The 13,534-nt window shown below is 70.6% G+C and carries 12 protein-coding genes; 5 read left to right on the top strand and 7 right to left on the bottom strand.

Translation table 11 applies throughout. The features are described from left to right. Positions 1-23 precede the first annotated feature (23 nt). On the top strand, positions 24-953 hold the full coding sequence (locus VYJ16_RS15695) for a DMT family transporter (RefSeq protein WP_379762709.1): 930 nt from the start codon (positions 24-26) through the stop codon (positions 951-953). Between the two features lie 49 nt (positions 954-1,002). On the opposite strand, the gene VYJ16_RS15690 is transcribed toward VYJ16_RS15695, so the two are convergent. Then, positions 1,003-1,785 carry a GNAT family N-acetyltransferase gene (locus tag VYJ16_RS15690; RefSeq protein WP_336351258.1) on the bottom strand — a complete coding sequence of 261 codons (783 nt, stop codon included), beginning with the start codon at positions 1,783-1,785 and terminating at the stop codon, positions 1,003-1,005. A 181-nt stretch (positions 1,786-1,966) separates the two neighbouring features. On the opposite strand from VYJ16_RS15690, the gene tenA reads away from it, so the two are divergent. From tenA to VYJ16_RS15675, 3 genes are read left to right on the top strand one after another with little or no spacing between them, the layout of a single operon-like run. Next, positions 1,967-2,632, top strand: coding sequence for a thiaminase II (gene tenA / locus VYJ16_RS15685; protein ID WP_336351257.1), 666 nt, complete (start codon positions 1,967-1,969; stop codon positions 2,630-2,632). Further along, positions 2,629-3,423, top strand: coding sequence for a TenA family protein (locus tag VYJ16_RS15680; protein ID WP_336351256.1), 795 nt, complete (start codon positions 2,629-2,631; stop codon positions 3,421-3,423). Before tenA ends, VYJ16_RS15680 begins: the two co-directional genes overlap by 4 nt. Next, positions 3,417-4,976 (top strand): sodium:solute symporter family transporter, encoded by a 1,560-nt coding sequence (locus VYJ16_RS15675; RefSeq protein WP_336351255.1) that lies wholly within the window; start codon positions 3,417-3,419, stop codon positions 4,974-4,976. The genes VYJ16_RS15680 and VYJ16_RS15675 overlap by 7 nt, the downstream gene beginning before the upstream one ends. Before the next feature lie 18 nt (positions 4,977-4,994). Here VYJ16_RS15675 and gfo6 read toward each other — a convergent pair whose 3' ends face one another. The 5 genes from gfo6 to VYJ16_RS15650 all read right to left on the bottom strand — a co-directional run bounded on the left by gfo6 (position 4,995) and on the right by VYJ16_RS15650 (position 11,035). After that, positions 4,995-6,107 (bottom strand): D-xylose 1-dehydrogenase Gfo6, encoded by a 1,113-nt coding sequence (gene gfo6, locus VYJ16_RS15670; protein ID WP_336351254.1) that lies wholly within the window; start codon positions 6,105-6,107, stop codon positions 4,995-4,997. A gap of 90 nt (positions 6,108-6,197) precedes the next feature. Beyond that, a complete protein-coding gene (locus VYJ16_RS15665) occupies positions 6,198-6,839 on the bottom strand; it encodes a hypothetical protein (RefSeq protein WP_336351253.1) in 642 nt (213 codons plus the stop codon). A 43-nt stretch (positions 6,840-6,882) separates the two neighbouring features. Continuing rightward, the gene (locus VYJ16_RS15660) at positions 6,883-7,737 is read right to left on the bottom strand and encodes an ABC transporter permease subunit (RefSeq protein ID WP_336351252.1); all 855 of its coding nucleotides are present in this window, start codon (positions 7,735-7,737) and stop codon (positions 6,883-6,885) included. After that, positions 7,734-8,717 (bottom strand): ABC transporter ATP-binding protein, encoded by a 984-nt coding sequence (locus tag VYJ16_RS15655; RefSeq protein ID WP_336351251.1) that lies wholly within the window; start codon positions 8,715-8,717, stop codon positions 7,734-7,736. The genes VYJ16_RS15660 and VYJ16_RS15655 overlap by 4 nt, the downstream gene beginning before the upstream one ends. 59 nt (positions 8,718-8,776) lie before the next feature. Continuing rightward, on the bottom strand, positions 8,777-11,035 hold the full coding sequence (locus tag VYJ16_RS15650; RefSeq protein WP_336351250.1) for a S9 family peptidase: 2,259 nt from the start codon (positions 11,033-11,035) through the stop codon (positions 8,777-8,779). A gap of 116 nt (positions 11,036-11,151) precedes the next feature. Here VYJ16_RS15650 and VYJ16_RS15645 point away from each other — a divergent pair, with 116 nt between their 5' ends. After that, positions 11,152-11,916: a geranylgeranylglyceryl/heptaprenylglyceryl phosphate synthase gene (locus VYJ16_RS15645; protein WP_336351249.1), complete on the top strand. Its 765-nt coding sequence runs from the start codon at positions 11,152-11,154 to the stop codon at positions 11,914-11,916. Between the two features lie 67 nt (positions 11,917-11,983). On the opposite strand, the gene VYJ16_RS15640 is transcribed toward VYJ16_RS15645, so the two are convergent. Beyond that, entirely contained in the window at positions 11,984-13,480 is a 1,497-nt protein-coding gene (locus tag VYJ16_RS15640; protein ID WP_336351248.1) for an outer membrane protein assembly factor BamB family protein, read from the bottom strand. Between the last annotated feature and the right edge of the window lie 54 nt (positions 13,481-13,534).

Below are 13,534 nucleotides of genomic sequence, written 5' to 3'. Positions count from 1 at the left end.
TGCGCCGCACGCCTCTCGAATCGATGCGGTCGTCGCTGTTCGCGCTCCTGCCACTCGGAGCGAGCGCGCTCTGGGGCGGCATGTACGTCGTCTCCAAGTGGGGGTTCGACGCCATCCCGCCGGTGACGCTCGCCGCACTCCGCGTGGCCGTCGGCGCCACCACGCTCCTCGTCGCCGTCGCGATCACGTACCCGGCCCGCGACTTCTCGCGGCGCGACTGGCGCGGGTTCACCGTACTCGCGGTCTGGGTGTCCGTGACGCTCGTCACGCAGTTCGTCGGCACGGACCTGACGACGGCGAGCGAAGGGTCGCTCGTCACCGTTCTCACGCCGGTTGCGACGCTCGCACTCGGCGTGCTCGCCCTCGGCGAGCGGTTGACTCGCCGGAAGACCGGCGGGATGCTCCTCGCGCTCGTGGGAACCGGTGTCGTCCTCGCGAGCAGGTACGGCCTCGATTCCCTCGGCGCCGGCGCCGCCTCCGGTATCGTCCTCCTCGTCCTGGCAAGCGTCGGCTGGGCCGCCTACACCGTCTGGGGGAAGCGACTCGTCCGCGAGTACTCCGCGCTGGAGACCGCGACGTACTCGTCGCTCCTCGCGACGCCACTGCTCGCGGCCGCCGCGGCCGTCGAACTCGCGGTCACCGACACCGCCCTCGCGAGCATCCCGATCACGGCGGGGACCGTCGGCGCGGTCCTCTACCTCGGCGTCGGCGCGACCGCCGTCGCGTGGTACGCGTGGTACAAGGGCGTCGAGTACGTCGACACCGGAACGGTCGCCGTCTACTTCTTCGCGCAACCCGTCGTCGGCGCCGTCCTCGGCGCGGTCTTCCTCCGGGAGACTCTCGGACTCGGATTCGTCGCCGGCGGCGTCGTCATGGCGGTCGGTATCTACGTGGTCACCACCGCGAACGCGCAGTCGGCTGGAACTAACGAGCCGCAGCGGACCGTCGACTGAGCGAAACGGGAACGCGGGCGAGGACGCAGCCACCGCGGCGGGGAGTCCTTCACTCCGCTATCGCTGGCGCCTCGGCTTCCTCGTCCTCACCGCGCTCGCCGCTGTCGGTAGCTTCGTCGCGCTCGCCGCTGTCGGTAGCTTCGTCGCGCTCGCCGCTGTCGGTGGCCTCGCCGCGCTCGCCGCTGTCGGTGGCCTCGCCGCGGTCGTCGGGGTCCTCGTGGTCGTCGGCGTCGTCGAGACCCATGGTGTCCCGGTACTGGTCGCGGGTCACCGTGTACCGGTGGACGTCCTTCGGGCCGTCGTCGGTCGGCAGTCGGTTCCGGATGACGCCGTCGTACTGGCCGCCGAACGCCTCGACGCCGTTCTGGAAGATGCTCCGCGCTCGCGCGTTCCCCTCGACGGCGTCCGCGATCATGAGCTCGATTCCGAGTTCGGTGAACGCGACGTCGAGGAGCTCGTAACTGCTCTCGGCGAACAGGCCCTGGCCGTAGAACGGCCGGCGGAGGAAGATGATCTGTTCACCGGCCTTGCGCTCCCAGTACGTCTCGAGGGAGGTGATACCGACGAGCGTGCCCGCGTCGACGTCCATCGACTCTCGGGCGCGCATGAGGTACGTCGCGCCGTCGCACTCGCGCCAGCGCCGTTCCTGCTCGTCGACCCACTGTTTCGTGTCGTACACGGTCTCGTGTGGCTCCCACGGCAGGTACTCGAACTCGTCCGCGGCGCCTTCGCGGTCCGCGTCGAACACCTCGAAGAGCCGCCGGAGGTCGACGTTCGCGTGCGTACAGCGCTCCAGTTCCAATCTCGCCGTCGTGATCGATTCGTCGTACACGCTCTCATCGATATATTCTAAATGCAACGACTTAAATTTTAATAGACTGAACTCAAATCGACATGCGAGCGTGTTCTTCCCGGTCTTGGTGGCGGGAACGACGCGACCCACGCCAAGCCAATTACTTGGTGGTACCACCAGTTAGTAACGCTTTTCTTCGACTGGGTGGTTGACTCAGCCGATGTCATTCACCGCCGACCTCGAACCCGAGGCAGACGCCTACTGGGACGCCATCGTCGACCACCCGATGGTGCAGGCGCTCGGCGCCGGCACGCTCGACGACGACCCGTTCCGGTACTGGGTCCGACAGGACTACGTCTACCTCGTCGACTACGCTCGCGTGTTCGCCCACGGCGCCGCCACCGCCCCGGACCTCGACCGGATGCGGACGTTCGCCGACCTCCTCGAATCGACCGTCGAGACCGAGATGGACCTCCACCGCGAGTACGCCGCCGAGTTCGGCATCGGCGAGGCCGCACTCGAGGCGACCGACCCTTCGCCGACGACGCGCGCCTACACCGACTTCCTCGTCCGCACCGCCACCGACGGCGACTTCGGCGACCTCGTCGCCGCCGTCCTCCCCTGCATGTGGGGGTTCAACGAGACCGGGAAGCGCCTCGCCGCGGACGGCCTCCCCGACGACGACCGGTACGCCGAGTGGATTCGGACGTACGCCGGCGACGAGTTCACCGAACTCACCGAGTGGTGCAAGGACCTCGCGGACGACGTCGCCGCCGAGCGCACCGCCGCGGACCGCGAGCGCTACTGCGACCTGTTTCGGACGTCCGCGCGCTACGAGTACCGGTTCTGGGACGCCGCGTGGCGCCAGGAGGACTGGACGCTATGACCGACGGCCCCGAATCGTTCGCTGCGTGGGCGACAGGCCGCGAGAACCCTCGCTTCTCGAACTGGCTGCGCGCGCGGAGCCAGCCCGCGTGGGAGGACGCCACCCGCCACCGGTTCGTCACCGAACTCGGCGCTGACACGATCGACGACGCGGTCTTCCGCCGGTACCTCGTACAGGACTACGCGTTCGTCGACGCGCTCGCTGGCGCGTTCGGGCACGCGGTCGGCGACGCACCGTCGATGGCGGCCCGCGGCCGCCTCGTCGACTTCCTCGCGACCCTGACGAGCGACGAGAACGACTACTTCGAGCGGGCGTTCGACGCGCTCGACGTCCCACCCGAGGACCGCGAGCGGCCCGCGCTCGCCGAACCGACGCGCGCGTTCCGGGACTGCATCGGTCGCGCGACCACGGGCGGCTACCCCGAACTGCTCGCCGTTCTCGTCCCCGCGGAGTGGGTGTACCTCGACTGGGCGACCCACGTCGCCGACCGCTCGCCGGACCGCGCGTACCTCGACGAGTGGATTCGACTGCACGCGAACCCCGAGTTCGAGTCGTTCGTGTCGTGGCTCCGCGCGGAACTCGACCGCGAGGGCGCCGCCGTCTCGCCGCGTCGGCAACGCGAACTCGCCGCCATCTTCGAGCGCGCCGTCGACCTCGAGGTCGCGTTCTTCGACGCCGCCTACGACGCCACCGCGACCGACACCGAAAGCACCGCGACCGAAAGCGACGCCGAAAGCACCGCGACCGACAGCACCGCCGAGCCGACGGCTGGAGGTGACGGCGCGTGGTGACGACCACGGTCGCGCTCGCACTCGCGGTCGTCGTCCTCGTCGGGTTCGCCGCGCTCGGTGTCTGGGGGTCGCGGGGCCAGGTCCGGTCCGTCGAGGACCTCGTGAGCGCGCGGAACGCCACGGGCCGGCGGCGGACGACAGCGTCGCTCGTCGCGAGCGTGATGGGCGTCTGGATACTGTTCTCCGCGCCCGAGGCCGGTGCCGGGTTCGGTATCGCCGCCGTCATCGGGTACGGGGTCGGCGAGGCCGTGCCGATGCTCGCGTACGCGAAGCTCGGGCCGCGCATCCGCGAACTCGTCCCGGACGGCCACTCGCTGACGGAGTACGCGCACGCTCGCTACGGCACCGCGTTCTACGCGTTCGTCGTCGCCGTCAGCGCGCTCTACATGTTCGTGTTCCTCGCCGCCGAACTCACCGGCATCGCGAGCGCGCTCTCGCTCGTCGCGGGCGTCCCACAGTACCAGACCGCGGTCCTCGTCGGCGGGTTCGTGCTCGCGTACACGACGTACGGCGGCCTCCGCGCGAGCCTGTTCACGGACGCCGTCCAGGCCGTCTTCGTCCTCCCGCTGCTCGCGCTCACCGTCGTCGCCGCCGTCCTCGTACTCGGCGGCCCTCTCGCGGTCGTCGACGGCGTGCAGACGACCGCGCCCACGCTCCTCGACCCCGGATTCCTCCCCGGCCTCCAGTTCGGGTTCGGGCTCGCGTTCGCCATCCTCGGCGCGGAACTCGTGAACCAGACGTGGTGGCAGCGCGTGTACGCCGCCGACGGCGACGACACCGTCGTCGCGAGCTTCAGGCGAGCGGCGGGACTCAACGGCCTGCTCGTCGTCGCCGCCGCGCTCTTCGGCGTCGTCGCGGTCGGGCACGCCGACGTCGTCGCGGACGTCACGAGCAGCGCGTACAACGCGGACGTCGCGTTCTTCGTCCTCCTGGAGGCGACGTTCCCCGAGTGGGCGGTCCTCGCGGTCGTCCTCCTCGCGCTCCTGCTCGTGATGAGTAGCGTCGACACGCTGTTCAACGCGCTCGCGAGCCTCGTCACCGTCGACCTCGCACGCCTCCGACCGAGGACGTCGGACCGTCGACTCGCGCTCGCCGCGCGAGCGGTCACGGTCGTCGTCGCGCTCGCCGCCATCTACGTCAGCCTCCGCGCTCGGAGCGTGCTCCGACTGTTCTTCCTCGCGGACCTGCTCGGCGCCGCCGTCGGCTTCCCGCTCGTCTACGGGCTCTACTCGCGCTCGCTCACCGGCCGCGGCGCGCTCGCCGCGAGCGCGTCCGGGCTCGCCGTCGGCCTCGCGTACTTCCCCGACCTCCGCGGGTACGTCACCGCCATTCCGGTCGTCGGCGACGCCCTCCCCGCGGCCGACCCGCTCTACCTCACGTCGTTCGCGGGCGCGTTCCTCGTCTCCACCCTCCTCGCGCTCGCCGCCGCTCGCGTCTCGGACGCGACCATCGACCTGGACGCGCTCGCCGACCGCGTCACCCGCCTCGACGACGTCGCTACCGACGGCGGCAGCAGGTCCGACGAGGTGCCGGCGGCGCGCGACCGAAGGTAGGGCACGGCCGCGGGCGACTCAGTCGAGGCGTTTCCGCTCGCCGTCCTCGGCGGCCCGGTGGATCGCGTCGATGGCCTGGAGGTCGACGAGGCCGTGGGCGCCGTCGAGCGAAACCGGTTCGTCGGTCAGGACGGCGTGCGCGAAGTAGTCGAAGAGCTCGCGCATCTGGTCGCGCTGGCGCCCTTCGACGGCGACCGTCGACCCGTCGACGGTCAGTGAGAGGTCGGTCTCCATGTGGAACGCGGGGTCGAGTCGGAGCGTGCCCTCGGTGCCCGTTATCTCGAGGAACGTGTTCGAGTGCGCGTTCTGGCTCGCCGTGCACGTCGCGTACGTCCCGTCGTCGAACTCGACGATGAACGCGGCGTGCTCGTCCGGGACGTCGTCGAACGCGTCGTGGTTCGACTGCATCGACGCCTGCACCGCGACCGGGTCGGCGTCCAGGAGGAATCGAGCGGTGTTGATGGGGTAGACCCCGAGGTCCATCACGCTCGTCCCGTACCCCGTCAGGTCCGGGTCGAGCCGCCACTGGTCGGGAGAATCGAAGATGTCGAGCAACCGCTGGGTGTTCGCGCCGTGGACGAACCGCGGGTCGCCGATGGCGCCCTCCCGTACGAGTTCGCGCGCTCGCCGGACCGCGGGCTCGGTCTGCATCCGGTACCCGACCGCGAGCCGGACGTCGTGCTCGTCGCACGCCGCGACCATGCGCTCGGCGCGTTCGACCGACGCCTCCATCGGTTTCTCGCAGAGCACGTGCTTCCCGTGCTCGGCCGCCGCCTCGACGTACTCCAGGTGGAGGGCGTTCGGCGTGCAGACGTAGACCGCGTCGTACTCGCCACGCGCGTCGCCCTCGCGGAACTCGTCGTACGAGAGGCCGCGCGGGCGGTCCGCGACGACGCCGTCGCCCCCTCCTTCGCCGCCCTCTCCAGCGACGTCGGCGGCGACGCGCTCGGCCTTCGCCGTCGAGCTACTGACGAGAACGGCGGTCTCGCAGTGGTCCGAGGCCGCGATCGCCGGGATCGCCTTCTCGATGGTCCACCACCCGAGGCCGACGAGCGCGAGTCGAAGGGTTCCGTCGCGCGTCGTCTGCCAGTCTCGCTCGTGGAAGTCGGTCAGGGCGTCGTGGACTGTCATCGTCGAACGTCCGTCCAGCAGCGGCAAAAACACACCGCCACGGGCAGGTGTCGCGAACCCCAGGCTGGCTGGGTGGACGAGCCCGCGGGCTCAGGGTCTCGCGGTCAGGTAGCCGCCGACGCCGACGAGGACGATTCCGAGTGCTGCGGCGCCGAACCGGAGCACGGCCGGCTGACTCGTCACCCCCGGCTTCGTCGTCCGGGTCTGCATCACGTCGTAGCGCGCGACCTGTCGGCGTATCTCGGCCTCGGACCGGGTCGTCCGCGACGCGGTGCTGGTCGTCCTCCCCTCGCCCTCTCGGTCTTCACGGGCTTGCTGGCGCTCCTTCACGATCTCGACCGCGTGCTCGACGTCCTCGTCGGCCGGCGGGAGGCTCGCGTTCTCGGGTCGCTCGATGACGACGTGAGACAGTTCGACGCGGGCCTCGTAGCTCCCCTGGGCGTCGACCTCGGCCTCGGTCGGATACCGGAAGTCGGACGCCCCCTCGCCGGTCGGAACGGTGTACGTACCCTCGTTCTGGAGGGTCTGCACGTACAGCGCCTTCCCGCGCTCGGAGAGGGCTTCGTACTCGACGACGCGGTACCCCTCCTCCTCGAGGACGGATTCGTTCTCGAAGGTTCCCCGACGCGTGTCGTGTTCGAGCACCGGCTGGAGCGGCGCGAACGCGGGCGCGACGAGCAGGAGGAGGCCGACCGCGAGCAGTGCGTGCGAGCGAGTCAGACGCGAGGTCATAGCGGGCATGGGTCGTGTTCGATGGGGCTCGATTGGCGAGTGATCATTGGAGGTCAGCGCGAACGAACCGCCAGTACCCGACCGCGAGCGGGACGACGATCCACGCGGCGAGGACGACGAGCGCGACCTCGTCCCGGAGGTACGCGGGGAGGTCGCCGGCCGCGTCGCCGTAGCGACGGAACACCGTCGTCTGGCGGTCGGGCGGCAGCAGGAGGTTCGTCGCCTTCCGGTAGGCGACGTACGGACTCGTGAACGTGATGGCGTTGTAGAGGTCGACGTTCGGGTCGAACCCCAGGAGCTGGGTGTGGAGCCAGCGGACGATCGCGGTGATGCGGACGCCGGGCACGACGTACAGGAGGACGAGCAGGAAGTAGCTCCCGATGGCGGCCGCGATGGCGCGACTCCGCGTGGCGAACGTCGCCGAGAGCGAGATGGCGATGCTCACGAACGCACCGCCGTACGCGAGCGAGAGCGCGAGCTGGCCGAGGACGAGGTCGGCGTGCACGACCCCGTGCTTCGCTGCGGCGACCGTCGTCGCGGCGAGGAACGGCACGGACAGGCCGGCGGCGACGACGAGGAATCGGCTTGCGAGCTTCCCGAGGAAGACGTCGCGGCGGGTGTTCGGGAACCCGAGGAGGAACTTCACGCCGCCGCTCTCGCGCTCCCCGGCGATCGCCATGTACGCGGCGACGAGCGCGACGATGGGGAGGAGGAAGGCCATCAGCATCCCGAGGACCTCGAACAGCGCGACGACGGTCTCGCTCGCGGAGAGCGCGTACCCGCTGAACCCGTACGCGATGGCGGCGAACAGGAGCGCGAGCAGGGTCCCGAGCACCCAGAGCCCCCTGGAGCGACTGGTGACCGCGAGGTCCTTCGTGGCGACCGCCCGGACCGTCATCGCGACACCTCCACGTTCCGCGCGTCCGCCTCCGAGCCGGACGAGTGCGCGCTCTCGCCGCGTTCGTCCGCGGTCTCGTCCCGGCCGCCCTCGGTGAGCTCCCTGAACAGCGACTGGAGGGAGGCGGCCTCTGAGCGGATGTCGTCGATGTTCGCCCGCGCCGCCAGGTGCGTCACGACGTCCTCCTTCACGCCCGGACCCGTACACGTCACCTCGACGGTGTCGTCCGCGACCGCGACGTCGACGACGCCGTCGACGGTCTCGAGGGCGTGGTCGGCCGGCAGGACGCTGCACTCGAGCGTGATGCTCGCGCGGCCACCGAGGTTCGCCTGGAGGCCCTCGATGGTGTCGACCGCGACGAGCCGACCGTCGTTCATGACGCCGACGCGGTCGCACACCGACTGGACCTCCGAGAGGATGTGACTCGAGAAGAAGACGGTCGTCCCGTTCGCGGCGCGCTCGCGGACGACCTCCCGCATCGTCGTCATCCCGTTCGGGTCCAGGCCCGTCGACGGCTCGTCGAGCACGAGGAGGTCCGGGTCGTCGACGAGCGCCATCGCGAACGCGAGCCGCTGCTGCATGCCCTTGGAGTACTCGGTCGCGTACCGGTCGGCGTCGTCCGCGAGACCGACGAGGTCGAGCAACTCGTCGGGGTCGTCGTCCGCGTCCTTCGTCTCGATCGCCCATTCGAGGTACTCCCGACCCAGCAGCGGGTCGAACCCGTAGCCTTCGGGGAGGACGCCCACGCGCTCGCGGACCGCGAGCGGGTCTTCCTGCACGTCCGTCCCGAACACCTCGATGCGCCCGTCGGTCGGCCGGATGAAGTCCAGGAGTAGATTGATCGTGGTGGACTTCCCCGCGCCGTTCGGCCCGAGGAACCCGAACACCTCGCCCTCCTCGACGGTGAGGTCGACGTCGTCGACCGCCACCGTGTCCGCGCCGAACTCCTTCCGTAACCCCTCAATCTCGATAGCGGCCATTCACGACCGATTCACCGACCGCCTGCGGTAAGTGTCTTCCAGTAGGTACGACGCCGCTTTCAGCTACCAGCCCCTTCGGTCTCGCGCTCTTCGTCACCGCCCTCGTCGTCGCTCGTGTCGATGGCGGGGTCGTGCCCGCGGAACCACTCGGTGACGGTCTCGAGGCGGTGCGTCGCGGTCTCCGGTGGCCCGTACGCGTGCGGGAGTTCGGGGTACACGACGAGTTTCGCGTCCACGCCCTGTTTCTTGACGCCGAGATACATCTGCTCGGCCTGCGTCGGCGGGCACCGCCAGTCGTTCTCGCCCGCGGTGAGGAGCAAGGGGTCCTCGATCTGGTCGACCTTCGTGACGCTCGAGAGGTCGTAGTAACTCTGGGGGTCGTCCCAGGGTTCGCCGAACTCCTCGTCCCACCAGACGTGGCAGTCGTCGGTTCCGTAGCTCGAGTAGAAGTCGTAGATGCCGTGCTCGGCCGCGCCAGCGGTGGCGACGTCGGTGTACGCGAGCACGAACGCGGTGTTGATGCCGCCCTGGCTGAAGCCGGTGACGAACACGCGCTCGGGGTCGACCCACCCGCGGTCGACGAGGTGCTCGACGCCCGCTTCGACGTCGCGAGCCTCTCGCGGCCCCCAGTCGCCGCTGATGGCTTCGGCGAACTCGTGCCCGAAGCTCGTACTTCCGCGGTAGTTCACGGTGAGGACGACGTACCCCTTCGACACCCAGTACGCGTAGTTGAACCGGAACCACGGCTGGTCGTACACCGTCGGGCCGCCGTGGATGTCCACGATGACGGGATACTTCGCGTCGTCGAGGTCCGCGTCCCCGGCGTGGTACGCGAGGCCGTCTATCTCGACGCCCTCGTCGCTCTCGAACGAGAGCCGCTCGCACTCGACGTCCACGCGGTCGCGGAACGCCTCGGTCGCGCTCGTGAGGCGCGTGAGCGGCCCCGTGGACTCGGCGCTCGCGGCGTCGCGGTCGCTCGCCACCGGCGCGTCTGCTGTTGCGGCGTCGAGGTCGAGCGCGTGCACGTTCCGCTCGTCCGCTCGCGTCAGCACGAACGCGGCCGTCGAGCCGTCGGCGGCCACGTCGACGCCCATGAACAACGCGCTCGTCATGCCGTCGTCGCTCGCGGGGAACAATCGCGTCCGTTCGCCGGTCGTCGCGTCGACGCGATGCAGGACGGTCTGGCCGCCGTCGCCCGTCGGCACGACGAGCGAGTCCTCGCCTACCCAGTGCGCGCCCCACTCGGGGAGTTCGAGGTCGTCCGAGAGGACGTTCGGGTCGGCGTTCGGGTCGTCCGCGCCGACGACGAGGTCCGCGGTCGTGTAGTTGTTCCTCGGGTCGCCGACGCTGTACGCGAGATGGTCGCCGTCAGGATGCCACGCCGCCACGCTCGCGCGAACCGAGCCGTCCGTGAGCACGCGGTGGTCGGTTCCGTCGGGCGCGACCGTGTGGACGTCCATCGCCCACGTCTCGTCGGCGTCCTCGCGCTGGTAGCTCGCGAACGCGATGCGGTCACCGCTCCCCCAGTGTGGGTCCATGGAATCCCCGCTCAGCGCGCTCGCCGCCCCACTCGCGTACGCCTCGTCCAGTCGCTCCGCTTCGCGGGAGTCGACGTCGACGACGAACAGGTACGTCCGCGCCTCGTTCGTCCACCCGTGCCCGTTCGCCTTGTGCTGCGTGCGCTCGATCTCGATGGGGCCGCCGTCCTCGCGCTCCTCGAGGTACTCCGCCTGGTCGTCCGTCGGGTCGAGTGCGGCGACGACGACGCGCTCGCCCTCGGGACCCCAGTCGAACGCCGAAACGCCGTGCTCGCGGGTCGTCACCTGCCTGGCGTCCCCGCCGAGCGCCAGGTCGAACACGAACACCTGCGACTGCTCCTCGCCGAGCGACGGCTCCTCGTCCTCGTCGTCACCGTCGCCGTCGCTGTCATCCGTCTCGTCGCCCTCTGCGTCGTCCGCTCCCTCGTCGTCTCCGTCCGCCTCCTCGTCCTCCTCGTCCTCCTCTTTCTTCTCGCGCGCTGCGCGCAGTTCCGGGTCGGGGTCCCGCGCCGCCAGGAACGCGAGTTTGTCGCCGTCTGGACTCCACGATGGCGAGCTCGCGTCGCTCGCTCGCGACAACCGATGCGGGTCGCGGCTGCCGTCCGCGGGCGCGACGAACAGCGACGTCACCGACTCCTCCTCCGCGCCGTCGAACTCGGTCGCCGTGAACGCCACCCGGTCGCCGCTCGGCGACACTGCGACGTCACCCACCTGCTGCTGGTCGTAGTAGTCAGCGAGCGACAGGCCTCGGTCCTCGTCGCTGCCTGCTGGTTCCGTCATGTACCAGACAGTGAAGGCACTCGACAAGAAGCTTCGGAAGGAAGCGACCCACTCACTGGCGGCGAACCCGGCGAAGTCGAAGGACTGATATCGCGTTCGACGCGAAAGCCTCGGGTATGTCCGTCGACTTGGACGCCGTCTCGCACGTGACGAAGGTCGACCCCGCCGAACCGCTCCCCGGGGACCTCTCCATCCTCGAACGCACGGACCTCGTCATCGTCGGCGGGTCGGACGGCGTCACCGAGTCGAACTCGCTTTCCGCCATCGAACGCATCAACGACGAGGTCGCTGGCGTCCCCGTCTTCCAGGAACCGTACAGCTCCAGTCACGTCTCCCGCGAGACCGTCGACGCCGCGGACCGCCTCGCGGTGCCCGCGGTGTTCAACGGGGACCGCGAGAACTTCGTCGCGAAGCACGTCGACTTCTTCGCCGAAGCCGCCGCGAAGCCAGCCGAGGCGATGGCGTCGAAGGTCCCGCTGCTCGGCGGCGTCGTCGAATCGAAGGGTCGCGAGGCCGTCGCGGAGATGGCCGCGGACGTCATCGGCGAGGGGTACGTCGTCCAGAACCTCGACTCGAAGGCTGCCGGCGAGTCCGGCGTCACCCGCACGTACAGCACCGACGAGGTCGCGGGCGCGGCGCTGGCGACCGAGTCCTTCTACGGGTTCCCGATCTTCTACGTCGAGTACTCGGGGACGTACGGCGGGCCCGCGGACGTCGAAGCGGCTGCGCAGTACCTCGACGACACGACGCTCTTCTACGGCGGCGGCATCCGGTCCGCGGAGCAGACCGCGGAGATACTGGACGCGGGCGCGGACGCGGTCGTCGTCGGCGATTGCTTCCACGACGACCCCGAGGGCTTCCGCGACACCATCCCCGAGTGACGCGATTGGGTTCTGCGACGCCATTACGGAGTGACGCGAGTGGCTCCGCCGCGGAGGACTCGCTCGGTCAGGCGTCGAACGCGACGAGGTAGCCGTCGTCGGTGACGGCGTAGCCGCGGCCGTCGTGCGCGAGCGCGGCGAGCAGGCCGCCGCGGGCGTCGTGCCCGAACCGCTCGCCGCCGTCGTGGTCGTAGCCGCGGACGCGGTACGCGTCGTCGCCGCCGGCGCGACCGCTCGCCGCGAGCACGACCACGCCGTCGCGGGTCGCGTCGAGCGCGCGACTCGGGAGTCGGAGGTCGACCGCCCACGCGCGTTCGCCGGTCGCCGCGTCGAGCGCGTGCAGCCGCCCCTGGGTGTCGGTGGCGTACACGCGGCCGCCGGCGACGACCGGGCCGTCGACGACGCGACCCGACAGCGTCGTCCGCCAGCGCGCCGCACCGCGAGCGACCGCCCAGAGCGCGCCGCTCGTCCCCGCCACGTACACCACCGCGTCCGCAGTTCCGTCGTCGTCGTCGCCAGACTCTCGGGTCGCGGACACCGGCGTGAACGCTTCGTCACCACTCCCTGCGAACGTCCACCGCTCGCGGCCCGTCGCCGCCGACAGCGCGACCAGCGGGTGCCCGCCCGCGCCGGTCCGTCGGTTCCGCGCGACGAACACCACGTCGCCCTGCACGCGCGGCGTCCACGTCGGCGGCGTCCCGCGATACGACCACACCGTCTCGCCCGTGCGGACGTCCAGACACCGCGTCTCGCGGGTCCCGACGGTCAGGTACGCGCGCCCGCCGCTGCCGACGCCAGCGAGCACGTCGCCGCTCTCCACGCGCCACCGGAAGCCACCACTGGGGGACCGCGCGGTCAACCGCTCGCCGGTCAACGCCACGCGCTCGTCGCGCGTCCCCGTCACCACCGCGTCCGCCGTACTCGCGGCGAGGAACCGGTTCGCGTCCGTCGTCGCGTCCGCCCACCGCGGCACGCCCCGCGTCACGCGCACCAGCCGATGGTCGACCCCACCCGGCCCACCGTACCACCCGAGGACCGCGTACGCACCCAGTCCCGCCGCGCGAGCGCCCGCCGTCCCGCCCGCACTCTTGCCTGCGTCGTCGCCGGCGACCGGCGCCACGTCCAGCACCGGCGCCGGCGCCGCGTACTCGAAGCGGCGCTCGCCATCAAGGCCGACGGCGTGCACGTACCCGGGGAACAGCGGCCGGAGTTCGTCGTCTCGCGCTGGCCGCTCGGCGGCGTCGTGCTCGCCCGTCCCAAGGAACATCGCGTCCCCGGCCACGACCGGCCGCGCCGTCACTGGTACTCCAACCGGTATCGACCACGCGACCGCGTCACCGGACGGCGGGTCGCCCGACGGCGACGCGTTCGGCTCCGAGCGCGTCGTCTCCACGCCACCGTACTGCGGGTCCGGCCCGAACGCGTCGTACGCCGTCGTCGACGTCCCCGCAGCGCCGTCGCCACCGTCGCCATCGCCGCCACCCGTCAGCACGCCACAGCCGGCCAGCGCGACCGCTCCGAGCGTCGACCCCGCGACCGCCAGGAACCGCCGTCTCGACGTCACTACCGCCGCTAGCGACTCACCGAGCGAAAACCTTCCGGCGACCGTGGTCGAGCG

Source organism: Halorubellus litoreus, assembly GCF_037081675.1.
Classification (GTDB): Archaea; Halobacteriota; Halobacteria; order Halobacteriales; family Natrialbaceae; genus Halorubellus; species Halorubellus litoreus.
This window is presented reverse-complemented; position numbering and strand designations above follow the sequence as displayed.